This is a genomic window from Streptomyces sp. 2323.1 (assembly GCF_900221035.1).
Classification (GTDB): Bacteria; Actinomycetota; Actinomycetes; order Streptomycetales; family Streptomycetaceae; genus Streptomyces; species Streptomyces sioyaensis.
This window is the reverse complement of sequence record NZ_LT907981.1, coordinates 3,375,628-3,401,010: the sequence shown is the minus strand read 5'-3', so window position 1 is coordinate 3,401,010 and position 25,383 is coordinate 3,375,628. Positions and strand designations below refer to the sequence as shown.

The following is a 25,383-nucleotide window of genomic DNA, read 5'->3' as shown; positions in this document are numbered from 1 at the left end:
GTGGAATGCATCAGAGGGGGGACGGCGATGCGGCCGACGGTCAGGGGTGAGGTGGACGGCCGGGCCTCGGGGCGCACCGCCATCGAGGCGATCGGCCTCGGCAAGCGCTACCGCCGCCGCTGGGCGCTGCGCGACTGCACCTTCCGGCTGCCGGCCGGCCGTATCTGCGCCCTGGTCGGGCCGAACGGCGCCGGCAAGAGCACCCTGCTCTCGCTGGCGTCCGGGCTGACCCGCCCCAGCGAGGGGTCGGTACGGGTGTGCGGCAACGCCCCCGCCACCGCCGCGGGCCGCCCCGTCCTCGCCCATCTCGCCCAGGACAAGCCGCTCTACCCCGCCCTGACGGTCGCCGAGACGCTGCGGCTGGGCCGCGCGCTCAACCCCGGCCGCTGGAGCGGGCGGTGCGCCGAGCGGATCCTCCACGACGGCCGGATCCCCCTCGACGCCCGGGTCGCCGCCCTCTCCGGCGGACAGCGCACCCGCCTCGCCCTCGCCCTCGCCTTCGCCAAGCGCCCCGAACTCCTGCTGCTCGACGAGCCGTTGGCCGGTCTCGACCCGCTCGTACGGCACCGGATCGCCGCCCTGCTGCTGGCCGAGGCGGCCGCGCACGGCACCACCGTCGTACTGTCGTCGGATCTGCTCGCCGAGCTGGACGGGGTCTGCGACTACCTGCTGGTGCTGGGCGGCGGCCGGGTACGGCTCGCGGGCGAGGTCGATGACGTCATCGGGGCGCACGCCCTGGTGATGGGGGTGCACCGGGGCGAGGGGCTGCCGCCGGAGGTCGCCGCGCACCCGGTCGTCGAGGCACAGCGGTCCGGGCGGCGCTTCACCGCGGTCGTACGGCGCAACGGCACGGTGGCCACCGGGCCCTGGGAGACCGCGGAACCCTCCCTGGAGGAACTTCTGCTCGCCTATCTCCGCGCGCCCGACGCACCCGAGCTGATCGCACCGAGCGCGGAGCCGGTCTCGGCACCGCTGCGCCGGCGGCCCGGCAACAAGCCCGGCATCCCCGGCATGCCGCGCAACGGACCGCCCCGGCCGACGGCACTGCCGGGCGGCCGGGCGGACCCGCCGCGCGGCGCGCAGGGCACACGGCACGACCACCACAGCGGCAAGGGAGCGGCGGCATGACCAGCACGGCACATCTCGGGGCGAGCGGGCGCGGGCCCGCCGCGGACATACCGGAGCGCTCCCGCACGGCCGGCGGCCGCGGGCCGCTGGGCGGCCTCGTCTGGCTGGTGTGGCGCCAGCACCGGCTGGCCCTCGGGGTACTGCTCACCGCGGCGGTCGGCGGCACGGTCTGGTGCGCGGTGCTGCGCGGCCGGATGGCCGGGTTCATCGACGCCCACCACATCGCCGGCTGTTCGCAGATCTCCCTCGTCGCCCGCTGCTCGGACACCCAGGACGCGGTCACCGCCTTCCGCGAGGCCTATGGCTCGTCCCTGAGCCTCGCCGAATCGGGCCTGGTGCTGCTGCCCCCGCTGATCGGCCTGTTCCTCGGTGCCCCGCTGATCGCCCGTGAGCTGGAGGCCGGCACCCACCAGCTCGTGCTGACCCAGTCGGTCGGCCCGGTGCGCTGGCTGGCGGCGAAGGTCGCGCTGCCCGCGGCGCTCGTGCTCGCCGCCACCACGCTGCTGTCGGCGGCCTTCGCCTGGCTCTGGCAGGTCGGCGGCGACGAGGTGTCCGGCTCCTACTGGTACTCGACCCTCGGCTTCAACTCGCTCGGCCCGGTGCCCGTCGCGTACTCCCTGCTCGGCCTGGCGATCGGCCTGCTGGCCGGTCTGCTGCTGCGCCGCACGGTGGCGTCGATGGGCGTCACGCTGACCGTCACGGCCCTGGTCCAGTTCGCGTTCACCCAGCTCAGGCCGTATCTGATGCCGATCGTCACGACCGAGTTCGGGCCGCGTCAGCCCGCTCAGCTGCCGGACAACGCCTGGCAGGTGGGCCAGGGGTACTACACCTCCTCCGGCGCCCATCTGCCCGACGTGCCGTGCCGGCCCGACCAGGACTTCGACGGCTGCCTGCGCCGGCAGCACGTGGTCGGCCAGTACATGGACCAGCACCCGGTGACGCACCACTGGCCGCTGGCGTGGATCGAGGCCGGGATCGTGGTGGCGCTGGCGGCGGTGCTGACCGTGATCGCCTTCCGGGTGGTGCGGCGGCGGTACGGGTGAGGGGGGCGGGGGCGCTGGGATTTCCCCACTCGTCCCTGCACGCATTCCCCTCTCCGGCACATTCCGCCCGGCGTTCCTTTCTCCCGGGAGAAATCCCGGACGCGGGACGACGACGGAGCAGCCCGGCGGCCAAATGCCAGAAGGCGAGGACCTGTTCAGCGCGCGTCGTGCAGAACGGGGCGGCGGGGGAGCGGTCACCCGTAAGGCCTCCTGGGCCCCGCAAGTCGGGTATCCGGCCTCCCGCCAAGCCTCCCCGCCCGCACCGGAGAATGCGCGCAGCCAAAAAAGCCGGAATCCACATGCGTAATAACCGGGGAAATCAAGGCGGCCACACCTCATTCCTGTACACCACCCCTTGATCAAAAAGGGCGGGCAATACCCCGTCTATAATCGGGCGTGTGGCAACGCCTGCGTCGGGGCAGACACAAAAGGCGCGCGGCACCGCAGAGCCCGGCGCCGGGGACCGAACTCCGGGTGCCGTCGTCCCGTACACACCGACCGGGCCCCGGCCGACGGCACCGGAACGGACGTACACACACAGAGTCACGGGCGCACACGCGCACCCCCGACGGCCCTTGGCCGGCACCCCCGGAATACCCCGGGGAGTAGCACCCCGCTTGCCTGGCCGTAATATCCGCGTTACCAGCGATTCAATGTCGCTTGCGAGCATCACTGAATGCAGCCCGCTGTGCCGAACGCCCCGACTCCCAGGCTCCATGTCGCGCCGCCACTCCTTCCTGACGCGCCTGGAACCCCGGGGACGCGGAAGAATAAGGACATGAACCAGCAGCCCGGCGCTCAGGCACAGGTCCAGCCCGAGACGTCGACCACCAAGCCCCCCAAGGCCGCGGCCCCCGCGGCCCAGCCGTCCGTGGGCTCCATCGCCGCGCACCGCCCGCAGGCGGTCCGCGGGACGGTGCCCGGGCTGGAGCCCGACCTCGACGCCGATCCCGATGCGTACGAGGACCGCGGCGTGGTGGGCGTGGACGGCGAGGAACTGCCCAGTGACCGGTTCCTGGACCGCGAGCGCAGCTGGCTGGCCTTCAACGAGCGGGTGCTGGAGCTGGCCGAAGATCCGGCCACCCCCCTCCTCGAACGGGCCAACTTCCTGGCGATTTTCGCCAGCAACCTGGACGAGTTCTTCATGGTCCGGGTCGCCGGACTCAAGCGACGGATAGCCACCGGCGTCGCCACCCGCTCCGCGTCCGGACTCCAGCCCCGTGAGGTGCTGGATCTGATCTGGACCCGCTCGCGCGAACTCATGGCCCGGCATGCCGCCTGCTTCCAGCAGGACATCGCCCCCGAGCTCGCCGACCAGGGCATCCATCTGATCCGCTGGCCCGATCTGAGCGAGAAGGAGCAGGCCCGCCTGTTCACCCTCTTCCGCCAGCAGATCTTCCCGGTGCTCACCCCGCTGGCCGTGGACCCTGCGCACCCGTTCCCGTACATCTCCGGGCTCTCGCTGAACCTGGCCGTCGTCGTACGCAACCCGGTCAGCGGCCACGACCACTTCGCGCGGGTCAAGGTGCCGCCGCTGCTCTCCCGCTTCCTGGAGGCCTCCCCGCAGCGCTACGTCCCCATCGAGGACGTCATCGCCGCCCACCTGGAGGAGCTGTTCCCGGGGATGGAGGTGCGCGCCCACCACATGTTCCGGGTCACCCGCAACGAAGACCTGGAGGTCGAGGAGGACGACGCGGAGAACCTCCTCCAGGCCCTGGAGAAGGAGCTGATGCGGCGGCGCTTCGGACCGCCGGTCCGCCTGGAGGTCGAGGAGTCCATCGACCCGGCCGTGCTCGATCTGCTCGTCCAGGAGCTGAAGATCTCCGACGCCGAGGTCTACCCGCTGCCCGGCCCGCTGGACCTCACCGGGCTCTTCGGGATCGGCGCGCTGGACCGGCCCGAGCTGAAGTACCCGAAGTTCGTGGCCGGCACCCACCGCGACCTCGCCGAGGTGGAGTCCGCCTCCGCCCCGGACATCTTCGCCGCCCTGCGCGCCCGCGACGTCCTCCTCCACCACCCCTACGACTCCTTCTCCACCTCCGTGCAGGCGTTCCTGGAGCAGGCCGCGGCCGACCCGGACGTCCTCGCGATCAAGCAGACGCTCTACCGCACCTCCGGCGACTCCCCGATCGTCGACGCCCTGATAGACGCCGCGGAGTCCGGCAAGCAGGTCCTCGTCCTGGTCGAGATCAAGGCCCGGTTCGACGAACAGGCCAACATCAAGTGGGCGCGGAAGCTGGAGGAGTCCGGCTGCCATGTCGTCTACGGCCTGGTCGGCCTCAAGACGCACTGCAAGCTCTCCCTCGTCGTCCGCCAGGAAGGCGAGATGCTGCGCCGCTATTCCCATGTGGGGACCGGCAATTACCACCCCAAGACGGCCCGGCTCTACGAGGATCTGGGGCTGCTGACCGCCGACCCGCAGGTCGGCGCCGACCTCTCGGATCTGTTCAACCGGCTCTCCGGCTACTCCCGCCGGGAGACCTACCGCCGCCTCCTGGTCGCGCCCAAGTCCCTGCGGGACGGCCTGATACAGCGCATCACCAAGGAGATCGACCAGCAGCGCGCGGGCCGGGCGGCCTACGTCCGCATCAAGGTCAACTCGATGGTCGACGAGGCCGTCATCGACGCGCTCTACCGCGCCTCGCAGGCCGGCGTGCCGGTCGACATCCTGGTACGCGGCATCTGCGCGCTGCGCCCGGGCGTCCCCGGCCTGAGCGAGAACATCCGCGTCCGCAGCATCCTCGGCCGCTTCCTGGAACACTCCCGGATCTTCGCCTTCGGCAACGGCGGCGAGCCCGAAGTGTGGCTGGGCAGCGCCGACATGATGCACCGCAATCTCGACCGGCGGATCGAAGCCCTGGTGCGGGTCGCCGACCCGGCACACCGCGCCGCACTCAACCGGCTGCTGGAGACCGGGACGTCGGACTCCACGTCCTCCTGGCACCTGGGCCCGGACGGCGACTGGACCCGGCACGCGGCGGACGCGGACGGCGCGCCGCTGCGCAACATACAAGAAATGCTCATTGACGCCCGGAGGCGCCGGCGTGGCCCAGCGACATGACCAGCAGACCGGAGGGCCGGCGGGTCTTATCGGCATCGGATACGAGCGCGGCGGGGCGCCCGGAGCCCGCTCCGCAGTGGTGGACGGACCCTACGCGGAAGACGGCAGCCCCCATGGCACCTCGCACGGACCGCTGATGACCTACGCCTCCGGGGACGACGGCACCCGCGCCGGGCCCGACCTCGGCACCGGTCTCACCGCCCGCACGGCCGAGGAGGTCCTGGCCGGCTATCTGCACCAGCAGGCCGCGGACTTCCTGCGCAGCCTGCGGCTGCACCGCGAGAGCGGCTCGGACGCGGAGGGCGCCGGCGATGCGGCCCGCCAGCTGCGCCGCGCCGCCCGCCGGATCAGCGCCACCCTGCACACCTTCCGGCCGCTGACCGAGGAGGAGTGGGCCGACCAGCTCCGCTCCGAACTCGGCTGGCTGTCCGGCACGCTGGCCCGCGAACAGGCCTGCGCGGCCCGCCGCGACCGGCTGATGGCGGCCCTGCAACGGCTGACGGGCCGGGGGGAACGGCTCGAGCGGTCCGAGCGCGGCGGCCCGGACGACCGGGGGGACCAGGCACCACGCGAGAAGCGGGACAGCCGGGGAAACCGGCGGGACCGCCCGGCACCGAGCCGCTCCACCACGGCGGCCGCCTCCCAGCCCGCCGCCTCCGCCACCACTACCACCACCGAGACCGACCCCGACGGCGCACTCGCGGCCGGTGCCGCGCGGGCCGGCGCACTGCTCGACCGCCAGCTCACCCTCGCCCGCACCCGTGCCCACTCCGCCGCCCTCCAGGCCCTGGGCTCCGCCCGCTTCCACGCCGTCGCCGACTCCGTGGCGGTGCTCGCCTCCGAGGCCCCGCTGGCCGGTAAGAACGCTGAACTGCCCGCCGCCGAGGCGCTGCCGCCGCTCGCCGACCAGGCGTACCGGCGGCTGGTGGAGGCGGTGGCCGCGCTGCCGCTGTCCCGCGCCGGCTACCCGTACAACGCCGCCGCGCTCGCCGCCGACCAGCGCCAGGACGCGCCCTGGCACCAGGTCCGGATGCTGGTGCGGCTGAGCCGCTACGCCCGCGAGGTCCTCGCGCTGGACGACACCGATCACCGGCTGGCGGAAGCCGGCCGGGCGCTGGAGTGGCACCGCGACGCCGCGGAGGCCGCCGCCGCGGCCGCCGCCGCGGCCCGTACCCCCCGCATCGCCCCGGCCACCGCGTACGCCCTCGGCGTGCTGCACGCCGACCAGCGGCACGAGGTGGAGGCGGCCCGCTTCGCCTTCGGCCGGGTGTGGCTGCCGCGCGCGGGGGCAGGAACGCACGACCTGCCCGGAGGGATGCCGTGACCGGCCGGAAGGGGCTGAGGACGTGACGGTGGTGCAGCGGCCGGTACGCGCCGCGGGTTGTGTCCTGTGGCGCCGCGCGGCCTCCGAGGACGGCCTGGAGATCGCGCTCGTCCACCGCCCCAAGTACGACGACTGGTCGCACCCCAAAGGCAAGTTGAAGCGCGGCGAGAGCGCCCTGGCCGGCGCGGTGCGCGAGGTCGCGGAGGAGACCGGCATGGACTGCCGTCCCGGCGCGCCCCTGCCCACCTCCTACTACGTGGCCAACGGCCGCCCCAAACAGGTCCGTTACTGGGCAGCCGAGGCCCTCGCCGGCGCCTTCACCCCGAACACCGAGGTCGACCGCCTGGAGTGGCTCTCCCCGGACGAAGCCCGCCATCGCCTCACCCAGGAACGGGACCGGCCCCTGGTGGATGCTTTGCTCGCGGCGCTGCATGTGGCGTGAGGGTGGGGGCGGTTGCCGGCTGCCTCAGGTCACGCTCGAATATGTGGTGGCCCGACGAGACGATCGCCGGACAGCAGCGTGCCGGCCTGCTTGACGTAGTGCAGTACAGGTGAGACCTCCATGCTCTGCAGGCCGGCCAAGGACCCGATGCGATCCGAAGTGAATTCGAAGAGCTCGTCGAGGTCGCGGCAGTGTGCGACGGCGTGGATGTTGTAAGGCCCGGAGACGGCTGCGGCGAAGGCGATCTCGGGTTCCTGCGCAAGCGTGCGTCCCACATTCTTCACCGCTGACGGATGCACCCGCAGCCACAGGCCCGCCCGAGCGTGATAGCCCAGAGCGGCTGCGGCGATCTCGACGTCGATGTGGACGACGCGGCGCAGGAGCAAGCCGTGCAGGCGACGTGAGACGCGCCCCGGAGTGGAGTCCGCCGCCGCGGCGAGGTCGACGAGACTGGCGCGCCCGTCTGCAGCGAGAGCCTGGAGAATCTTCTCGTCCTCAGCGGTGGGGTGCACGGGATCGCGGGTGACGACCGGGGACTCGGTGAAAGGGGAACCGTTGCTCCCGAGCATGGCCTCCTGCTCCGGGGACAGCGCGCCTTGCAGGGCGGCCCAGTAGTGGCCGCGGCCTCCCATGAACTGACGGAGCATGGCGAAGGCGTTGATGTCGAGCACCGCCGCGGTGCGCGGAAGTCGTTGGCCGAGCAGGTCTTCGCGCTGTTCTCGACTCCGTGACTGGGTCGCGCAGGTGACTTCGCAGCCCGCTGCGCTCAGGGCTACCCAGTTGACATCGTCGCGCTTGGCGAGTGCGCCGGCGATCGCTGCGACGCTGCCGGGGCGGCAGCGGAGTCGCACCAGCCACCTGCTCTGTCCCAGCGCCCCCGGGTTGATCACGCCGGCGACGCGGATGACGCCGTCGGCGCGCAGGCGACGATACCGGCGGTTGACGGCGCCTTCGGTGAGGCCACACGCGACCGCGATCGAGGCGAAGGAAGCCCGCGGGGCGATCTGCAGTGCACGAATGATTCGCACGTCATCGGGCTGGACAGCGACGGACTCAGACATTGATGCACCTGCCATGGGGGGAATCCTACGAACAGGCCGCCTCGACTCGCTCCGGCGACGGCACGGTGGACAGACTTGCCACGCACAAAGGCGCAGATGAAGCGCCACAGCGGCACCGACCGCCGCCACCCCGGGTCACGGTGACGGACGCAGGAAGTGAGCTCACCACGTCAAGAACGGAGATGACGCCGGATGTCATCGACTGTCACAGGTCGGCACACGCCGACCGCTCTCATCATCGGGGCCTCGCGCGGCCTCGGCCACGCGATGGCGGCCGAATTCCTCGACAGGGGGTGGCGCGTCATCGGCACGGTCCGCGACACCGCTGCCCGCACGCCCCTGCACGATCTCGCAGACCGAGCCGACGGGCACGTCACCATCGAGCATCTCGACATCAATGAGCCCCACCACCTGGCGCCCCTGCACGAGCGTCTCGCGCAACGCCGGCTCGACCTGCTCTTCGTCAATGCAGGCACCACGAACAACGAGCAGACACCGATCGGCGCGGTTCCCACAGCCGATTTCGTCGAGATGATGATCACCAACGCGCTCAGCCCCATGCGCGTCATCGAAGCGCTCGAAGACCTCGTATCCCCCACCGGACTCATCGGAGCGATGTCGTCCGGGCAAGGCAGCATCACGAACAACACGACCGCAGGCCGTGAGGTCTACCGGGGCAGCAAAGCGGCCTTGAACATGTTCCTGCGCAGCTTCGCGATCCGGCAGGCCGAGTCGCAGCGTGCCATTGTCCTCATGGCCCCGGGCTGGATTCGCACCGCACTCGGTGGGCCGGACGCACCGTTCACCATCGAGGAGAGCGTCCCGCTGTTGGTGGACGTCCTGCTGTCCAAGCTGGGCACGCCCGGTCTGGCGTATCTGGACCGCTCGGGTCGGACCGTGCCCTGGTGAGCCCTGCCCACCGACCACTGGGGACCATGCCTCTCATCGCTGTCGAAGAACACTGGATCATGCCGGACTTGACGTCCGCACTCCGCGCTGCGCCGCACCACGACGAAAGCCTTGTCTTCCACGAGATGGGCGACCATCAGGAACGCCTGGAGGACCTGGGGGCCGGCCGCATCGCAGCCATGGACGCTCAGGGCATCGACGTGTCGGTCCTCGCCCTGACGCCGCCGGGAGCCCAGCCGCTGCCGCCCAAGGAGGCCCTGGCGCTGAGCCGCGCCGCGAACGACGTGGCCACGGCGGCCGTCGCCCGGAATCCGGCCCGTTTCCGATCGTTGTCCACTCTGCCCATGTCGTCGCCGAAGGACGTTGCGGGCGAGCTTGCAAGAGCCGCGGACATGGGGCACGTAGGCACCATGGTCTACGGCCGCTCAGGAGACCTGTACCTCGACGACCTCGCCTATGACGACTTCTTCTCCGCCGCGTCAGAACTCGGCCAGCCGGTGTTCATCCACCCCCAACTGCCCTCGGCTGCCGTCCGTGACGCCTCCTATCGCGGATTCGACCCCATGACGGATCTCGCCCTCGCCACCTTCGGGTGGGGGTGGCACATGGACGCCGCAACAGCGGCACTGCGGCTGATTCTGCGAGGTACGTTCGACCGTCATCCCGACCTTCAGGTCGTGCTCGGCCACTGGGGGGAGATGCTGCTGTTCTGGCTGGACCGAGCCGACAGCCTCTCCCGCATCGCCGGCTTGCAGCGATCGGTATCGGACTACATCCGGTCCAATTTCTTTATCACCACTTCCGGCATGCTCAACCCGGCTCTCCTGCAGCATGCCCTGTCCGTCACCTCCGTCGACCGGTTGATTTTCTCCACCGACTACCCCTTCCAACGGCCTACCAGAGAAGAAATCGATTCGTTCCTGAACCACTTCTCCTCAGACGCGGAACGGCAACAGTTCTCGTCGGTCAACGCGGCATCCTTGTACGGCATCGACCTCTTGGCTCAATGCCCGTGACAGAGCGCCCCGTTCGACCGTTCGGTCACGGGGTGCCGCATATGGCGTGAGGGTGGGGGCCGTGGCCCGCTGCCCGGCCCGGCCTTGGCGGGCCTCGCCCCGAAGTGCAACGGGAGTATCAGAGGCGGTTGCCCCACAGCGAGGGGCTGTTGACGTTTCGCTTGGTCACCATCGGAGCGGGGAGCTGGTCCTCAAGCAGTCCGTTGGGCAACCGGACAATGGTGCTGCCGTGGTCCGTCGGCCCTGGTGAGAAGGTCTGCCCGCGCATGGCCTTCTTGATGTAGCTCATGGCGTATTTCGCATACAGATCGACGGGCTGAGAGACGGTGGCGTCGATCTCTCCCTTGCGGATCGCATCGAGTTCCTGCGGGATACCGTCGTTGGCGACGATGGTGATGTGCCTGGGGTCGCCGACGGGGAACAGGGCGTTGTGGCGTTCGAGGATCGACAGGGTCGGCACCAGATATGCGCCGCCTGCCTGCAGGTAGATGCCTTTGATTTCCGGATTGACGTTGTACAGCGCCTCCAGGCCGGCCCCGGCCTTGCCGGCCTGCCAGGCCGCGGGGATGTTCAGCACCTTGATGCGGGGGTAGTTCTTGGCCATACAGGTGCTGAAGGAGTCCGTGCGCTCCCGGCCGTTGACCGATGCCAGGTCACCCTGGATCTGTACGACCTTGCCGGTCTTGACGGCGTTGCCGAGGTAATGGCATGCCTTCCGGCCGAAGGCACGGTTGTCCGCGCGGACCGCCATGGCGATCTTGCCGCTGTCCGGTACGGCGTCCACTGCGACCACCGGAACCCCCTCCTCCTCGGCCGCGCGCAAGCCGGGCCGGATCGCCGCCGAATCCACCGGCGCGACGACGAGGCCCTTGACGCGCTGGACCAGCAAGGTGTGGATATCGGAGAGCTGCTTGTCGATGTCGGAATTGGAATTCACCGTGGGCAGCGCCTTGACGCCGTGCGCCTTGGCCTGCGGAGGGATGGCAGCGTCGTAGGCCCGCCAGAACGGCGTGGTCGTCGGAAGGACTACACCGACCGCCCCCACCCCCGCGCCGGCCCTGGGACCGCCTTCGGACGCGACGCCGCCGCAGCCCGTTGCCGCAAGGCCGCAGACGAGGGCGAGGGCGGCCGCGGCAGTGGCCATGCGCCTCGTGAGGCCCGGCCCCGGTCGGGTCGAGGCGGGCCGGCTGGGGGCACGGAGTGCCGATCGCCTCCAGAGCTCTCGCCCGTGAGGTGTGCCCATGCAGCCGCTCCCTCGGGAAAGACGTCTCAGCGTGGCGGCAAACCCAGACGGGCCGTTCTCGGGGCCCGCTTCACAACATGCATATTCTTACCCAATCTGTCACATTCTCCCTCGCTTGCGTTGCTGCAGATCTTGCGTCACCGGGATCCGCATCCGAAGAGATCTCTCTTATCGGCCGCTCTCGCTCGGGCCACACGACCTCCAGCTCTCTCGTGCAGACCGCTGCCTCGTCCGGACCTCTTCGGCCCGGCACCGGTGTACACCGCAACGAGGGCCCTCCCCGGTATGCGGGGGAGAGCCCTCGGCTGTGACTGTCGGGTTCAGACGGACTGCCCCTTGGCGTACGCCACGAAGTGCGCCCACTGCGGGGTGGGGAAGAGGAGAGCAGGTCCCTGAGGGTTCTTGCTGTCCCTGACGGGGACGGCACCGTGGGTGTTCGCGTGCTCCGGTGCCCACTCGATGCACTGTCCGCCGTTGTCGCTGTACGAGGATTTGACCCATCGGAGGGGTTCGGTCACGGCGTGCCCTTTCGTAAGTCATTGATCATGGCTACTGACGCCGCTTGGGAGGGGGCGTCGGCCTGTAGTTGATGGTAGGCCGTCAGTATGGGCAGCACCGAGGTACTTTCCCGCTCAAGATGGCCCCGTTGAGCGGACTCGGCATACGACATGAGCGAGCGGTCCGGCAGCGTCAGCACGGTGATCGGCAGGCGGAACGTGCGGCGTTCCCCCATGTCGAACGGGGCGACGTGGAGCACCGTGTTCGGCAGCTCGGCGAACTCGATCAGCCGTGCCAACTGGGCCTCCATGACAGCCGGTCCGCCGATGGGCCGGCGGATGCAGCTCTCGTCCAGCACCACGAACACCAGCGGTGGGGGCGTACGGACGAGCGCCGCTTGCCGTTCCGCGACGAGCGACACCCGTTCGTCCGCCTGCTCGGGCGTGATCGCTCCGCGCTTGACGGCACTCCCCGCGAGCACGGACGCATACTCCGGGGTCTGCAACAGGCCCGGAATGATCCCCACTTCGTACAGCCGGATTTCCGCTGCCCGGCCCTCATGGCCGACGTATTCCGGGAAGCCCTCCAACAGGCTGCCGTGCCGGATCTCGCGCCACTGACGCTCGAACGTGTCCACGGTGCCTTCGGTGCCGAAGGTGCGGTCGGCACTGCGCGAAAAGCGCAAGGTCGGGGGCTTCCGACCAGTTTCGACCGCGGAAATGTGCGTACTGGAATACCCCATTCGTTCGGCAAGCTCATCTTGGGTCCAGCCGCGGGCCTCTCGCGAGCTGCGTAAACGCGCACCGAAGGCTTCCCGAGGGCTTCTCTCCGGCGTCAACTCCTTGCGATTCAACGGGCTTTCACCAACGCTTCCCCCTCCTCTGACAAGTTGAAAGGACTTCTGACTCTAGGTCACGCTGAACCGCCCCGGTAGTGGAACCACTACAGAGAGGAGCGGACGTTGCCCCGGAAGCACACTCCCCCCACACGCCCCACTGCTCAGCAACGCGACGACGCGGACGAGCCGACAGGCGCAACAGCCGGTGCCGGCGACCATCCGGAGCACGAGCGGACCGCCGACAACGACAGCGAGGCTTTGACGCGCCTTCGCGCACGGGTGCATCAGGACTACGCGCGGCGGCAGCAGTACGGACCGCTGGGGCGGTCGCTGTGAGCTGTGCCAAGTGCCGGACGCTGCGAGCCGAACTGGCGGATGCCGAACGGAGCGGTGACAAGACGAAGGCCGTTGACTGCCGCGTGTTGCTGCGACGGCATCCGCAGCATGACGGGGTTCCGGTGGAGAGGGAGGGGGAGCAGTGGATTACGCAGCCCTAGCCAAGACCGCCGTTGCCCCGCGGTCACGCCCACGGGAGCACTACTCTCCTGGGGACGGTGCCGCCGAATCGTGGGGAAGCGAGATGGACGACGAGTCGCTGTCCGAATGGGCGGAGCGCCGGGACTCGAAGATCGGACGGAAGTTGCGGGGCGTGCCCCGCTGCCCGATGCCCGCAAGGGCCTGCGGGTCGGGGCGCATGTCCGGGGGCGCGAAGGAGCACGGCAAGCACGGCAGCCAGGCGACGCCGAAAGCGCTAATGCGCGCGCCCCGCAATATTCTCCGCACGGATCCGAAACTGGCCTGCCGGATCCGTGATGCTGCGATTTCACCGGCGGGACGTAAAATCGCGGCATGGCACAGAAAGTAATCACCATCTACGCGGATGACCTCACGGGTGAAGAGACCGCCGAGGTCAGCACGCACACCTTGGCTCTTGACGGCGTCACTTACGAGATCGACCTGGGCCCGGACAGCTACGACAAGCTGCTGGAGGCCGTCGCGCCGTTCACGCGGGTGGGCCGCAAGACGCGTAAGTCCAAAAAGCCGCGGCAGGCGGCGCCGAGCGGCGAGGACACCGCCGCCATCAGGGCCTGGGCGAAGTCGAAGGGGTACGAGGTCAGCGAGCGCGGCCGGGTGCCCGCCTCCATTCGTGAGGCCTACGGGAAGGCCAAGAAATAGCCAGTAAAGCCGGAAAAGCCGCCGGGGTCGCCGTTGTCGGGGGCCTCGGCGGGCGCCCCGGATGATTGAGTCGGCCACTTCTCGAAAATGGGGGAGTGTTCGTCATCGTCCCGAGGCGGTCCCCGCCGGTCCGCGGGTTCACCGGATTCGGCCGGCAATCGAAGGGCAATCGAGCAGCATATCGCCGGATCGTGGCTCTGCGGTGACCGGCGAATTAAATGGGACAATCAAGAAGCCATTTTTCTTCGAGGTCCGAGGAAGCGCCGGTGGCCGTTCCTGGTCCTGGTGTCGCTCTCCCGGGGAGAGCGGGGAGCGGGCGGGCCTGGGCGCCGTAGCGGTGAAGGCATCGGCTCCGCGCGCACCGAAACGTTCCGTCACCACTCGCTCACGTTCGGTGATTTCACGCCGCGCGAGAGGGCTTCCGGCCAACTCGGTCAGGCGTGGTTGTGCCGCCCGCCGCATACCGGACACAGTGGGCGAGGCGCCGGGTATGTGATGTTCCTGCCGCCGGGCCTTGTCTGGTCTGTCTATCCCTTCTGCGTGGTTCGGGGGCTGGAAGCTGTGACGGTACGTGTGGGCGACATCCGGGACATCCTTGAAGAGGCGGCGCCGGGTGCAGCCATCGAGATCCCGGCATCCTTTCTGGGCGACGGCGCCGTGAGCCTGGTGTTCCACGGCAGCGTGCTGCGCGTCGACGGCGCGCTGTGCGACGCCAAGGAGCTGTGGGTCACCGGGCGGACCGTCACCACCGCGTCCCCGGTGCCGGTGCCGGTCCGCATGGAGTTCACCGCCGAGGACGGGCTGGTGACCGGAGCACTGGCCGCCGCCGATCTGGGCGGCGGCCGTGCGCTGATGCTCGTCGAGGGTGTCCCGGCCGGCAACGTCGAACTCCTGCCCGGTGCCTGGGTGGTGAGGGACGGCCACTACCTTCCGCTGACCGGCAGGCGCCCGGCACCGCGGGCCGACCCGGGACGGCTGGACGGCCTGGGCCGGGCGCTGCCCCCGGCCCGCCTCCGGACCGCTGCCGAGCGCGAACGGGACCGCGCCCCACGGGCGTTGCTCACCGAACACGGCATCCTCACCCCCCGCCCTCCGGTGCGCCGCCGCCAGGGCGTGCGCCTGCTCGACTCCCCGACGGTGCGCGGCTGGTCGCCGATCGGTACGCCCGGCGGGGAGAACGGTCTGAGCGTCGACTATGTGAACCCGCCGCTGCGGATCGCCGGGGCGCTGACCGCGCTGCCGGCCTCCCCGCCGTACAAGACCGTGGTCGGCGGGGTGCTCCTGGTGGACACCGGGGCGTTCAACGGCTCCGCCACGGGTGCGTACGTGGTGCCCGACGGCAGCGGGGCCCAGCCGTCCCTGTTCGCGTACGGGTCGCTGGGCAGCGAGACCGGGTTCGGCCCGCCGATGTTCCAGGTGCGCGGCATCTCCGCCGGGTTCGGCTGGAACAGCCGGGTGCGGGTGCCGTCGGCCGATGCGCTGGGAAGCTTCCCGTTCCTGATCGCCCTCGACAATCCGGGTGAGATCGGCGCCGATGACGAAGAGGTCGATCCGCTCAAGGTGCTGAGTGAGCTGATCGGCGGCTCCGCTCCGTGGGTGCGGCCGCAGGAGGGTGATCTGTGGTTCGCCGCCGGTCTGGCCTTCGACTGCTTCGAGACCCTGCGCGGCCATGCGATGGCGCTGGTGCAGACCGGCTCGGACCTGACGATCAGTCTGCTCGGGGTGGCCGGCGCCCACCTGCCCACCAAGAGCGAGAAGAAAATCGCCCGGGTGGAGATCGGCATCGAGGCCACGCTGCGGCCCACCGCGGGCGAACTGAGCATCAGCGCGGGCTTCACCGAGAAGACCTTCCTCATCGACCCGAACTGCAAGCTGCGCGGCGGCGTCGGGATGAAGTTCTGGTTCGGGGAGCACGCGCACGCCGGTGACTTCGCGCTGATCCTCGGTGCGCTGCCGCGCGGACGGGAGCTGCCCGCCCGCTATCCCAAACAGCAGCCCGCCGGCATCACCTGGGGCGTCGGCTCCACGGTCAACATCACGGGCAGCGCGTACGCCGCCTTCACCCCGAAGTCGCTGATGGCCGGCGGCGGACTGGACGTGGTCTTCCAGTCGGGGATGCTGCGCGCCTGGCTCAGCGCCCGGTTCGACGCCCTGCTGGAGTGGAACCCCTTCTACTTCGATGTGGGCCTCGGGATCAGGGTCGGGGTCTCCGCCACCATCAAGGTGTGGTTCGTCAAGGTCCGGATCTCCATCGAGGTGGGGGTCAGCCTGCGGGTGTGGGGACCCGCGGTCGGCGGCGAGGCCACCGTCCACCTGTGGTTCATCTCCTTCACCATCGGCTTCGGGGCCGACCGCCGCAGCGGGGAACCCGCCCTGGGCTGGGGCGGCTTCCAGGGCATGCTGCCCCCGCCCGAGAACATGGTCCGCACCACCCCGGTCACCGGCTACGTCGGTGAAGGCGCCCCGTCCACCCGCGAGGGGAGCGCACCGTGGCTCGTCGACAGCGGCGGTTTCACCTTCACCGCCGATACCCAGGCGCCGGTCAGCAGGCTGTACCTGGACCGCGACAGCACCACCCCGGTCGAGACCGACGACACGCTGGACATCCTCCCCATGCGGCTCAAGGACCGGCAGAGCGAGCTGCGGGTGTGGCTCAGTTACAACGGCGGGGCGGAGAGCCTGACGGACTGGGCTCGTACGCCGCTTCGCGGCAGTGTGCCCAACGGCCTGTGGGGGGAGAAGGCGGACGCCCCCGGTGAGGGGCTGATCCCGGGGCGGATTCTCGGGGTCCGGCTGGTGTCGCCGCCGGTGGACCACGGCACCTCCACCGGATTCATCGACGAGAAGGGCCTCTCCTTCGACCCCATCGCCCCCGACGGCAACCAGCCGTTGTCCGCGGACGAGGAGGCGGCGGGGCCCGTGCCGGAGCGGCCCGGCGGGGTCATCGGCCTGATCGCGGGCGGGATCGACACCGACGGCACCCGCGGCCAGCGCGCCGCGCTGGCCGAGGCGCTCACCGAGCTCGGCGCCGGTCCGCTCGCCCTCGACGACGACCTGAGCGGGTACGCCCACGCGGCGGGCACCGCCTTCACCGCCGAACCGATGCTGGTGCCGGCCGGCTGAGCCGCCCCGCGCGGCCCGTACGGACGGATCCGCCCCGCCGGTCTGTCCGTACGGACCGCCCTGGCGCCGCACCTCCCCGCCCGCGCCCGCCACGGCGCCTTCCACCACCGCGTCCTGTCGAACACCGCGCCCTGTCGAAAGGCACGTCCGTGACCACCACCCCCGATTCCGGCCCCCGACCTCGCACCAGCACCCCCGCCGCCCGGCACCGCACCCGGTTCTTCGACCACCGCATCCCCTCCCTCTACGCCGGCCGGTACCGGATCGACAACCGGCAGACCCTCCGGGCCGTCGACGGCGCCGACCGCGTCATCGACGCCACGCCGCAGCCGTTCGACGTCGTCCAGCCGCGCTTCGGCATCGCCCCGGCCGCCATCAACGCACGCTTCCCCGTGCCGGACGCCGTCGGCATGTACGGCCAGACCCTCCCGCACCTCAACCTCGACGCGCCCGGCCTGCCGTGGAGCCGCCCGCTCGGACCGGACCACCCGGACGAAGTGCCCTGGATGGCCCTGTTGTTGTTCCGGGAGGACGAACTGCCCGAGGACCGGGACGCCGTCGGCGCCGTCGCCGCCGGGACCGTGCGGGAGTACCTCGACGGTGGGCTGGGCCCGGGCAAGACCCCCGTCCTGCCACCGGAGAGCATGCGGCCCGAGGAGTACGACGAGCACTGTGCGACGGTCCTGGTCCCCGCGGCGCTCTTCGACGCGGTCGCCCCGCTGCCCGTGGAGATGGGCTACCTCGCCCACGTACGGGAGGGCGGCCCGCCCGACGCGACCCGCGCCGGGGACGACCCGGAACCGGACGAGAAGGAACTCAATGCGGTCGTGGTGGCGAACCGGTTCCCTGCCGCCACCGGTGGCCGGCACGTCGTGCACCTCGTCTCCCTCGAAGGCTTCGATACGTATCTGACCGACCCGGCTCCGTCCGAAGGTGTCCGGCTGGTGTCTCTCACCTGCTGGTCCTTCACCAGCGAGGTGGACTCCGGCACCGGCTTCGGCGATGTCTGCCAGAACCTGGCCACCACCGACGGCAGCACCCCGCGCCCGGAGGCGGAGCTGCGGCTGCGGGTGCCGGCCGCCGCACCGGACCGGCCGACGGCTCCGCAGCAAGAAGCCCTCGACCGGATGGCAGGCGGCGCCGTCGCGCTGCCGCAGCGACTGGAGACCGGGGAGCGGACCGTCGCGTTCCACCGCGGCCCCCTCACCGCCCGGCCCGCCGCCGAGTTGCCCGGCCCGGCGGCGACCCGGCTGGAATCCCCCGGCGAAGCGCTGATCTACCTGGAGAAGTACGGGGTCTTCGACACCGCCTACGCCGCCGCCTTCACCGCCGGGCGGGTCCTCGCGCTGGCCGATGACCGGTTCCGCAGCGCGCTGATGGCGTTCCGGTCCGCCGCCCGCACCGCCGTGCGCCGCCTGGCGTCCCACCCCGAACTGGCCGGCCGGGTCGTGTCCGCCCGTCAGCTCACCGCGCCGCTGGCCTGCGAATCCTTCGACCGGATGCTGCTGGACGGCGACGGCACCCGCTTCACACAGGCGGTGGACGGGGCCGGGCCGGATCTGCGGGCCGGCCGGCGCCGGTCCGTCGCCCCCGGCGCCCGCCGCACCCCTGCGGATCCGCGGGCCCTGCTCGCCGATCCGGGCGTCGCCGCCGTCCTGACCCGTGCCGCCGCGGAAGAGTTCACGACCGTCACCGACTGGCTCGACCGGCTGCGACGGCTGGAGATGCTCGGGCTGGAGCACCTGGTGCCCGACGACCGGGCCCTGCCGCCGGAGAGCATCCGTTTTGCCTACGCCGACCCCTGCTGGATCCGGGCCGCGGTGGACGGGGCCCTCAGCATCGGCGTCGGCCACGCGCTGGACGCCGATCTCAACGCCCTGGCCACCACCGGCGGACCGGTCCCGGCCTGCGCGGTGCTGCTCCACTCCCAACTGGTCCCTAACTGGCCACGGACCATCGTCACCGCCTACGCCGGCGGCACGCCCGTCGAGCCGCTGCGCAGCGCCGTCTACGGCACCGACATCCAACTGCTGCTCTACCCGCGCCTGATCGACCGCTTCGAGCTGGCCGAACCGCCGCGCGGGATCTGTTTCGGCATCGGCGACGTCGGCACCATCGAGCTCCGCGAGATCAGCGGAGACTGCATCGGCCACCCCAAGGGCGAGTTCCCGCGGCCGGCCGGCTTCGGCCGCTTTCTGCGTCCCGGCGGCCGCGATGTCCTCAATGTCCACGGCAGCGGCGACGCCCTGGTGCCCGCCCTGTCCGTGGCGCACGGGGTGCCGCGGATCTCGTCCGCGCAATTCGCCCTGCAGTTGATCAACGCCCCGCAGGTGCAGACCTTCTCCCGGCCGTGACCGCCACCCGCTGAGCGACGAACGAAAGGACCCACCGGACCATGTCCGTGGACACCACCCTGGTCGTACCGGTCGAGGTCGCCGCGCTGGCCGTCAACCGGCAGACCCGCGACACCGGCACCGAGCATGTGATCAACCGCTGGATCACCAACTTCAAGGACATCGGCGACGGCGTGCCGCCCGAGCCGGAGCCCTTCTCCAGCCCCGAGGAATGGACCGGCCGCGAGGACCGGCTCGGCGTCTACCTCCAGTGGGAACTGCCCGCCGCGCTCACCCGCGGCCGGCACGACGAGGAGGAAGGCGTCGGCGACTTCGCGCTCGTGCCCAACCGGTGGCTCGTCGTCCGCCACACCGACACCACCCGCGCACTGACGGCCTGGGTCGTCGAGAGCGACTATCTCGACCCGATGGACGGCACCGTCTCCTTCCAGGACCCGGACAGCGACGAACCGGCCGCCACGCTGATCGGCAAGTGCCACGAACTCACCGGCCCCTGGCGCGAACCGGCCACCCCGCATGCGCCCTTCCTCACCGCGATCGGCCCCGGTCTGCTCACCTTCTCCGTCTTCCAGCCGTACAACACGAACGTGTTCTCCCTGCACGACACGCTGGAGGGGGTAGCGGACACGGAGCGGCTGAGCTACTTCGTCGCCGGCTGGTACGCCGATCCGGACAGCGACATCCTGGCCGGCACCGAGGACCTCGCGACCCTCCTGGACCGCCTGCAGTGGACCAGGCCCCCCGGTTCCGGAAGCGGCATCCGCACCTCCGTCTACACCGGGACCGTGCTCGGCCTGGACTGGGACCTCACCGGTCCGGTCCCGGAATCCGACTGCCCCCGCCGGGAGGACGTCACCGCCATCGTCGCCAACAGCGTCGCCGAGGCCGCCGCCGAGCTCGGCTCCCAGGCCGACGGCGCCGGAGCCTTCGACGCCCAGGAGGCGGAGCTCTTCCGCGCCTTCCTCCTCGGCGGCATCGACGCCCTCGACGAACGCGACCGTCCCGAGGCCGACATCCTCACCGACCGCCGCGCCCATGACACCGGCTTCGGCCCGGTCCCGGGCGGCTACCGCTGGTTCATCGGCGAACGCGACCCCGACCCGGACGCCGACCCCACCCCGCCGGCCGCCCGCGCCGCAGAGGCGGACACCGTCGCCGAACTCAACCGCAAACAGGCCGAGCACGATGCCACCGAGGCCGCCCTCGACGCCGCCCGGGAACGCCTCTACCACCTGTGGTGGCTCAGCCAACTCCCGCGCCAGTCCGACGAATTCCGCGACCGGATCGAGGCCGAACTCGACCTCGCCTACCCCGAGGGCGCCGCCGGCCAGGTCACCGCCCTCGCCCGCCGGCTCGCCGAACAGCGCCGTACCGTGCCCTGGGGCAGGACCGAGGACGAGCTGGACGCGCGGACGGCCGCCCTCTACCCCGCCCACGGTCCGCGCACCGCCCGCCGGCTGCTCCGCGTCCCCGCCCAGGACTACGACTACAGCGCCGACCCGGTCCTCGCCCTCGACGGCGCCCACCTGCACGCCCCGCTCACCCGGGACACCCCCCTGCCGTGCCGCACCCCCGAGCGGCTGGTCACCCGCGCCTCGGGCATCACCACCGCCGACGTCGCCGCCGTCGCCCGCCAGCTCGACCTCACCCACCAGCCCGCCTGCTTCCCGGCCCTGCTCAGCGAGTTCCTCATCCTCGACCGGGCCCTGAGGACCGGCGCGATCAGCGAGGTCACCGGCACCCTGCCCGCATATGGCACCACCGCCTGGCGCATGCCGTGGCAACCGCTGTACCTGCTGTGGAAGGCCGAGTACTTCCCGCTGCCGTTCCGCGAAGACGACACCGACCACTGGGCGTTCATCGAACGCTCCCGCTACCAATGGCAGGGCACCGGCGAACCCGGCACCCCCCTGGTCGTCTCCGGACGGCAGATGCTCGCCCCCGCCGCCGGGCACTGTCTCGACGGTGCCCTGGAGAGCTACGCCCGCCTGCGCACCGGCCTCCCCGCCGACACGATGCGGCGGCTGCGCACCGGCGCCCGGGAACGTGACCTGCTCTCCCAGACCCTCGACGGGTTCGGCGCCGCCCTCGCCCAACGCCGGCCGCTCTCCGGCCTCCAGCCCACCGGGGAGGCCGCCGCGCTCATCGGCAACGGCGACTATCCGCCACCGGACCCCGGCGGTCTGCCCGCCAGCGACTGGGACGAGTGGCCCCCCTCGACGTTCCAGGAACTGCGCGCCGGCCAGCTGGCCTTCCTCGACCTGGCCGTCGTCGACCGGTTCGGCCGCGCCGTCAACCTGATCGACAACCCCAGCCACTTCCGGCCCGAGATGTCCCGCACCATGCGCCCGGCCCACCCGGTCAGCGGCTACGACAGCGACCGCCTCGTCGAACTCGGCCCGCGCCTGCTCCAGCCCGCCCGGCTGCGCTTCGACTTCCTGTCCGCCGCCGAGGACGACGACGTCGACCTGACCCCCGGCGCCAACCCCGTCTGCGCATGGGTGCTGCACAACCGCCTCGACCGCTCCCTGGTCGTGTACGCGGCCGACGGCGCCGCACTCGGCGAACTGCGGGTGACGCTGAACGACGCCGGCCGGCGCGAGGTCTCCTGGTCGGTGCTGCCCGGCTCGGAGGTGACCGACTTCGACCAGCTGCGGGACCGCTCGCGGCACGCGCACGACCTGCTGCACGCGGTCCGGAGCCGTGGCCCGCAGACCTTCGACGCCTTCCGGGCCACGGTCGACCGCACCCTGGAGACCATCGACCCGGACGGCCCCGCCGACCCGGGCCTCGGCTTCTTCCTCGGCCGGCCGCTCGCCCTCGTACGCACCCGGCTGACCATGGACCTGCACGGCCCGCTGCGTACCGATGTCAGCTGGCAGGCCCTGTTCGACCCGCCGCAGCCGGAACTGCCGGACTACCCCTGGGCGATCCGCCTCGGCGAGGCCGCGCAGACCGACGACGGCCTCGTCGGATACGTCCTCGACGACGACTACGACCACTTCGAGACGGTGATCGACCCGGCCGCCGGCAGCGGCAGTTATCTGCGGCCGATCGGCGACAACCCCAGCCTGCACCTGAACTTCGGCGACCACCGCACCGCCGTCGCCACCGTGCTGCTGGATCCGCGCGCCGCCGTGCACGCCACCACCGACATCCTCGCCACCAAGCGCGTCTTCGTCCCCCAGGAATTCACCGACCAGGCCATCGCCCGGATGACCGTGAACTTCCGTACCGGCCCCCTACTGGCCGCCACCACCGAACTGCGGGGTGCCCGGGACGAGGTCGAGGAGACCGTGCTCATGCCCACCCCGGCCGGAGTCGTGGGCAGCTGGACCTGGACCGAGCAGCGCGGCGACGCCTGGGAGCAGCTCCCCATCCTCAGCCAGGACCAGTACGACCTGCCCCTGGCCCGGCCCGAACTCCGCTCCGGCTTCCTCACGCTCGACGACGCCGCCGCGCACAGCCGCACCGACCGCTGAGACCGCATCACCACGTAGGCCGCGCCGCTGCGCTCCTCGGCAGCGGACGGCGCGGTCCCTGACGGTTGAAGGAGCACCCGATGGCCCTGGTTTCCCCGACCCGCACCGTAGACACCACCGCCAACGAACCCCTGCTGGCGTACACCCTCACCACCAGCCCGGACCCGTTGAAGGCCTCGCCGGAGAATCCCCAGGCGCCGGAGGAGCCGGGCGAGCTCCAGATCGTCGGGTCACGGCACAGCGGTACGCCGGCGGATGTGCAATGGATCAAGGTCAAGGTCCCGGCCGGCCCGATGTCGCCGGACCTCGCCGCGGACCTGGCCAAGGTCACCCCGCGGATCAGCCTGTCCGGCTGGACGGCCCGACTGGACTCCGCCGCGAAGGAATTCGTCTTCACCCCGTCGGCCGGCCATGCGCCGATCGGCCCGGACACCGGATTCACCATCCAGCTGTCCGATATCCCGGTCAACCGGAAGGTCGGTACGTCCCCGATCACCATCACCGAGAGTTCCCGCACCGGGTCGAGCGCTTTCCAGCCCAGGGCCACCACGTTCAACGTGGGCAAATTCCCGGCGGACTTCTACCTGCGCAATCTCATCTGCACGCCCCTCGTCATCAACAACGGCGGCGACGTCACGTTGACGTGGGAGCGCTCCGCCAACGCCACCTATGAGCTGCTGTACGGCGACACCAATCTGGATGTCACCAACGACACCAGCAAGCGCATCACCAACGTCAAGTCGGACACCACGTTCTACCTGCGGGGCACCACCGGCGATGCCTCGAATCCCGTCGTGCGGATCCTGTCCGCCCAGGTGTCCGTCATCAAACCGGACCTGGAGGTCGGCAACCTCATCGTCCACGGCACCACCCAGCTCAACGGTGCCACCAGCACCAGGAACCTCACCGTCGGCGGCACCGCCAGCCTCAACGGCGCCACCACCACCAAGGACCTCACGGTCAATACCGCAAACACCCTGCACGTCCGGACCATTGAAGGCAGCGGTTCCTACGGTGCGCTCGCGATCGGGGGGCGGCTGACGCTCTCCACCGAGGGCCGCGAGGTCAATGTCCTGAGCAAATTCACCGTCGCCGGCACCACCCAGCTCAACGGCGCCGCCACCACCAAGAACCTCACCGTCGATCCCGGGGCCGACGGATATCTCTGGCTCAAGACGGGCCGCCTCGACACCGCCGCGGGAACGAACCTCAACGCCTACGGCACTGTCGGAATCTTCAAGAACAGCTCGCAGACGCTCCATTCCAACTACATCACGTCTGGTTTTCGAGAAACGACGTACCGGGCGGATGGTGCCGGGTTCCTCACCGTCGTCATGACATGTCTGTACTTCACGTCCAGCACCGGCTGGCGAGAGCTCAACGCATACTTCACCGCGCAGGCGACCACGGCCGGCGTGACACATTCCATCTCCGTACCGCAAGTGACGTTCAGCGGTTCACCGCAGTCGAAGAACCAGATGTCCGTTCCCGTCGCAAAGGGTGGCACCGTCAAGGTGTCCCTCGACAACACCAGGCTCTCCGGTGGCCAAGGGAACGGCTACTTCTCCGTGTACTGGACCCCGCTCGGTGGTGGCCCCAACCTGACGCAGGTGGCGGCCGCCGATCTTCCGGAGCCGGACGAGGAAGAGGTCCTGGAGACCTTCTCGTCGGAGGAGCCGGCGGACGCCGGGGCGGAGCCGTCGGCGGGGTGACGGGAGGCTCTCGGAGCCGGGCCCGGTCCGCGGGACCGGGCCCGGCTCCCGCCGCGCCACGCATACTGGACCGATGCTGTACGCGGAAATCGAGATCGGCTCGTTCCTCAAGGCGCGCCGCGCGGCGCTCGACCCGGCCGAGCTCGGCCTGCCCGACGGGGTGAGCCGGCGCCGGGTGCGCGGGCTGCGGCGCGAGGAGGTCGCCCAGCTCGCCGGCATCAGCGTCGACTACTACACCCGCATCGAACAGGGCCGGGCGCACGCCATCTCCGACTCCGTCCTGGACGCCATCGCCCGGGCGCTGCGGCTGTCCGGCGGCGAGGTGACGTATCTGCGCAACGTCGCGGTGCCCCGGCGCCCGGCTGCCGACGACTGTCTTCCCGCCGCCTCCGGCCCCGCGCAGACCGTGCGCCCGGAGATCCAGCAACTGCTGGACGCGATGGACACCACCGTCCCGGCCATGGTCATCGGCCGCGGTCTGGACATCCTGGCCTGGAACACGCTCGGCGGCCGCTTCGCCTTCGACCTGGAGGCGCTCGCCCCGGACCGGCGGAACACCGCGCTGCTGGTCTTCCTCGACCCGGTGGCGCGGGCCCTGCACCCGGACTGGGAGGCGAAGGCCGTGGAGGTGGTCGGCAATCTGCGCGCCGACAGCGGCCGGCACCCCGACGACCCGCGGATCTGTGCAGTGGTCAATGAACTCCTCGACCACAGCGCGGACTTCCGGCGGCTCTGGGAGACCCAGGCGGTGTACGAGTGCCTGCGCGGCACCAAGCGCCTGCTGCATCCGCACGTCGGCGAGCTCGTGATCACCTTCGAGAGCTTCCGGCTGAGCACCGACCCCGACCAGGCACTGGTGACGTACACGGCCCCGCGCGGGTCGGAGACGGAGCGCCGGCTGCGGGAGCTCGGGGCGCGGGCGGCGGACGAGCGGCGGGCCATGGCGGCCGCGGGGGCGGACGGGTAGCTGCCG

The 25,383-nt window shown here is 70.9% G+C and carries 18 protein-coding genes; 14 read left to right on the top strand and 4 right to left on the bottom strand.

Translation table 11 applies throughout. From position 1 onward, the window contains the following. Nucleotides 1-27: 27 nt before the first annotated feature. From CPH93_RS14125 to CPH93_RS14105, 5 genes are all read left to right on the top strand, one after another. On the top strand, nt 28-1,128 hold the full coding sequence (locus CPH93_RS14125) for an ATP-binding cassette domain-containing protein (RefSeq protein ID WP_096213054.1): 1,101 nt from the start codon (nt 28-30) through the stop codon (nt 1,126-1,128). Further along, the gene (locus tag CPH93_RS14120; protein ID WP_096213053.1) at nt 1,125-2,171 is read left to right on the top strand and encodes an ABC transporter permease; all 1,047 of its coding nucleotides are present in this window, start codon (nt 1,125-1,127) and stop codon (nt 2,169-2,171) included. The genes CPH93_RS14125 and CPH93_RS14120 overlap by 4 nt, the downstream gene beginning before the upstream one ends. A 778-nt stretch (nt 2,172-2,949) precedes the next feature. Next, the gene (locus tag CPH93_RS14115; RefSeq protein WP_093484572.1) at nt 2,950-5,232 is read left to right on the top strand and encodes an RNA degradosome polyphosphate kinase; all 2,283 of its coding nucleotides are present in this window, start codon (nt 2,950-2,952) and stop codon (nt 5,230-5,232) included. After that, on the top strand, nt 5,195-6,556 hold the full coding sequence (locus tag CPH93_RS14110) for a CHAD domain-containing protein (protein ID WP_096213052.1): 1,362 nt from the start codon (nt 5,195-5,197) through the stop codon (nt 6,554-6,556). The genes CPH93_RS14115 and CPH93_RS14110 overlap by 38 nt, the downstream gene beginning before the upstream one ends. Nucleotides 6,557-6,578: 22 nt before the next feature. After that, nucleotides 6,579-6,998: an NUDIX hydrolase gene (locus tag CPH93_RS14105; protein ID WP_093484574.1), complete on the top strand. Its 420-nt coding sequence runs from the start codon at nt 6,579-6,581 to the stop codon at nt 6,996-6,998. A gap of 29 nt (nt 6,999-7,027) precedes the next feature. Here CPH93_RS14105 and CPH93_RS14100 read toward each other — a convergent pair whose 3' ends face one another. Beyond that, on the bottom strand, nt 7,028-8,059 hold the full coding sequence (locus tag CPH93_RS14100; RefSeq protein WP_231977329.1) for an Lrp/AsnC family transcriptional regulator: 1,032 nt from the start codon (nt 8,057-8,059) through the stop codon (nt 7,028-7,030). 192 nt (nt 8,060-8,251) lie between these two features. On the opposite strand from CPH93_RS14100, the gene CPH93_RS14095 reads away from it, so the two are divergent. Then, nucleotides 8,252-8,968 carry an SDR family oxidoreductase gene (locus CPH93_RS14095; RefSeq protein WP_096213050.1) on the top strand — a complete coding sequence of 239 codons (717 nt, stop codon included), beginning with the start codon at nt 8,252-8,254 and terminating at the stop codon, nt 8,966-8,968. A gap of 26 nt (nt 8,969-8,994) precedes the next feature. Then, a complete protein-coding gene (locus CPH93_RS14090; protein WP_096213049.1) occupies nt 8,995-9,984 on the top strand; it encodes an amidohydrolase family protein in 990 nt (329 codons plus the stop codon). Nucleotides 9,985-10,102: 118 nt separating this feature from the next. Here CPH93_RS14090 and CPH93_RS14085 read toward each other — a convergent pair whose 3' ends face one another. From CPH93_RS14085 to CPH93_RS14075, 3 genes are all read right to left on the bottom strand, one after another. Further along, nucleotides 10,103-11,128, bottom strand: a complete 1,026-nt coding sequence (locus CPH93_RS14085; protein WP_231977327.1) for a sugar ABC transporter substrate-binding protein — start codon at nt 11,126-11,128, stop codon at nt 10,103-10,105. A gap of 419 nt (nt 11,129-11,547) precedes the next feature. Then, complete coding sequence (locus CPH93_RS14080) at nt 11,548-11,745, bottom strand: DUF397 domain-containing protein (protein WP_093484576.1); 198 nt, start codon at nt 11,743-11,745, stop codon at nt 11,548-11,550. After that, the gene (locus tag CPH93_RS14075) at nt 11,742-12,578 is read right to left on the bottom strand and encodes a helix-turn-helix domain-containing protein (RefSeq protein ID WP_096213047.1); all 837 of its coding nucleotides are present in this window, start codon (nt 12,576-12,578) and stop codon (nt 11,742-11,744) included. The genes CPH93_RS14080 and CPH93_RS14075 overlap by 4 nt, the downstream gene beginning before the upstream one ends. Nucleotides 12,579-13,143: 565 nt before the next feature. On the opposite strand from CPH93_RS14075, the gene CPH93_RS35760 reads away from it, so the two are divergent. The 7 genes from CPH93_RS35760 to CPH93_RS14045 all read left to right on the top strand — a co-directional run bounded on the left by CPH93_RS35760 (nt 13,144) and on the right by CPH93_RS14045 (nt 25,377). Continuing rightward, complete coding sequence (locus CPH93_RS35760; protein WP_143048076.1) at nt 13,144-13,428, top strand: hypothetical protein; 285 nt, start codon at nt 13,144-13,146, stop codon at nt 13,426-13,428. Next, on the top strand, nt 13,413-13,739 hold the full coding sequence (locus CPH93_RS14070) for a histone-like nucleoid-structuring protein Lsr2 (RefSeq protein ID WP_006603908.1): 327 nt from the start codon (nt 13,413-13,415) through the stop codon (nt 13,737-13,739). Before CPH93_RS35760 ends, CPH93_RS14070 begins: the two co-directional genes overlap by 16 nt. Nucleotides 13,740-14,300: 561 nt before the next feature. After that, the gene (locus CPH93_RS36755; RefSeq protein ID WP_159394998.1) at nt 14,301-16,862 is read left to right on the top strand and encodes a DUF6603 domain-containing protein; all 2,562 of its coding nucleotides are present in this window, start codon (nt 14,301-14,303) and stop codon (nt 16,860-16,862) included. A gap of 149 nt (nt 16,863-17,011) precedes the next feature. Further along, complete coding sequence (locus tag CPH93_RS14060) at nt 17,012-19,216, top strand: hypothetical protein (protein ID WP_173909810.1); 2,205 nt, start codon at nt 17,012-17,014, stop codon at nt 19,214-19,216. Between the two features lie 41 nt (nt 19,217-19,257). Then, complete coding sequence (locus tag CPH93_RS36750) at nt 19,258-22,698, top strand: hypothetical protein (protein WP_231977326.1); 3,441 nt, start codon at nt 19,258-19,260, stop codon at nt 22,696-22,698. A gap of 80 nt (nt 22,699-22,778) precedes the next feature. Continuing rightward, complete coding sequence (locus tag CPH93_RS14050; RefSeq protein WP_093649083.1) at nt 22,779-24,410, top strand: hypothetical protein; 1,632 nt, start codon at nt 22,779-22,781, stop codon at nt 24,408-24,410. A 73-nt stretch (nt 24,411-24,483) separates the two neighbouring features. Next, complete coding sequence (locus tag CPH93_RS14045; protein WP_096213045.1) at nt 24,484-25,377, top strand: helix-turn-helix domain-containing protein; 894 nt, start codon at nt 24,484-24,486, stop codon at nt 25,375-25,377. The last annotated feature ends 6 nt before the right edge of the window (nt 25,378-25,383 follow it).

Coding starts and splice junctions, on each gene's coding strand:
- CPH93_RS14125 (WP_096213054.1), top strand. CDS start 28: ATGCGGCCGACGGTCAGGGGTGAGGTGGACGGCCGGGCCTCGGGGCGC.
- CPH93_RS14120 (WP_096213053.1), top strand. CDS start 1,125: ATGACCAGCACGGCACATCTCGGGGCGAGCGGGCGCGGGCCCGCCGCG.
- CPH93_RS14115 (WP_093484572.1), top strand. CDS start 2,950: ATGAACCAGCAGCCCGGCGCTCAGGCACAGGTCCAGCCCGAGACGTCG.
- CPH93_RS14100 (WP_231977329.1), bottom strand. CDS start 8,059: ATGTCTGAGTCCGTCGCTGTCCAGCCCGATGACGTGCGAATCATTCGT.
- CPH93_RS14095 (WP_096213050.1), top strand. CDS start 8,252: ATGTCATCGACTGTCACAGGTCGGCACACGCCGACCGCTCTCATCATC.
- CPH93_RS14090 (WP_096213049.1), top strand. CDS start 8,995: ATGCCTCTCATCGCTGTCGAAGAACACTGGATCATGCCGGACTTGACG.
- CPH93_RS14085 (WP_231977327.1), bottom strand. CDS start 11,128: ATGGCCACTGCCGCGGCCGCCCTCGCCCTCGTCTGCGGCCTTGCGGCA.
- CPH93_RS35760 (WP_143048076.1), top strand. CDS start 13,144: ATGGACGACGAGTCGCTGTCCGAATGGGCGGAGCGCCGGGACTCGAAG.
- CPH93_RS14070 (WP_006603908.1), top strand. CDS start 13,413: ATGGCACAGAAAGTAATCACCATCTACGCGGATGACCTCACGGGTGAA.
- CPH93_RS36750 (WP_231977326.1), top strand. CDS start 19,258: ATGTCCGTGGACACCACCCTGGTCGTACCGGTCGAGGTCGCCGCGCTG.
- CPH93_RS14050 (WP_093649083.1), top strand. CDS start 22,779: ATGGCCCTGGTTTCCCCGACCCGCACCGTAGACACCACCGCCAACGAA.
- CPH93_RS14045 (WP_096213045.1), top strand. CDS start 24,484: ATGCTGTACGCGGAAATCGAGATCGGCTCGTTCCTCAAGGCGCGCCGC.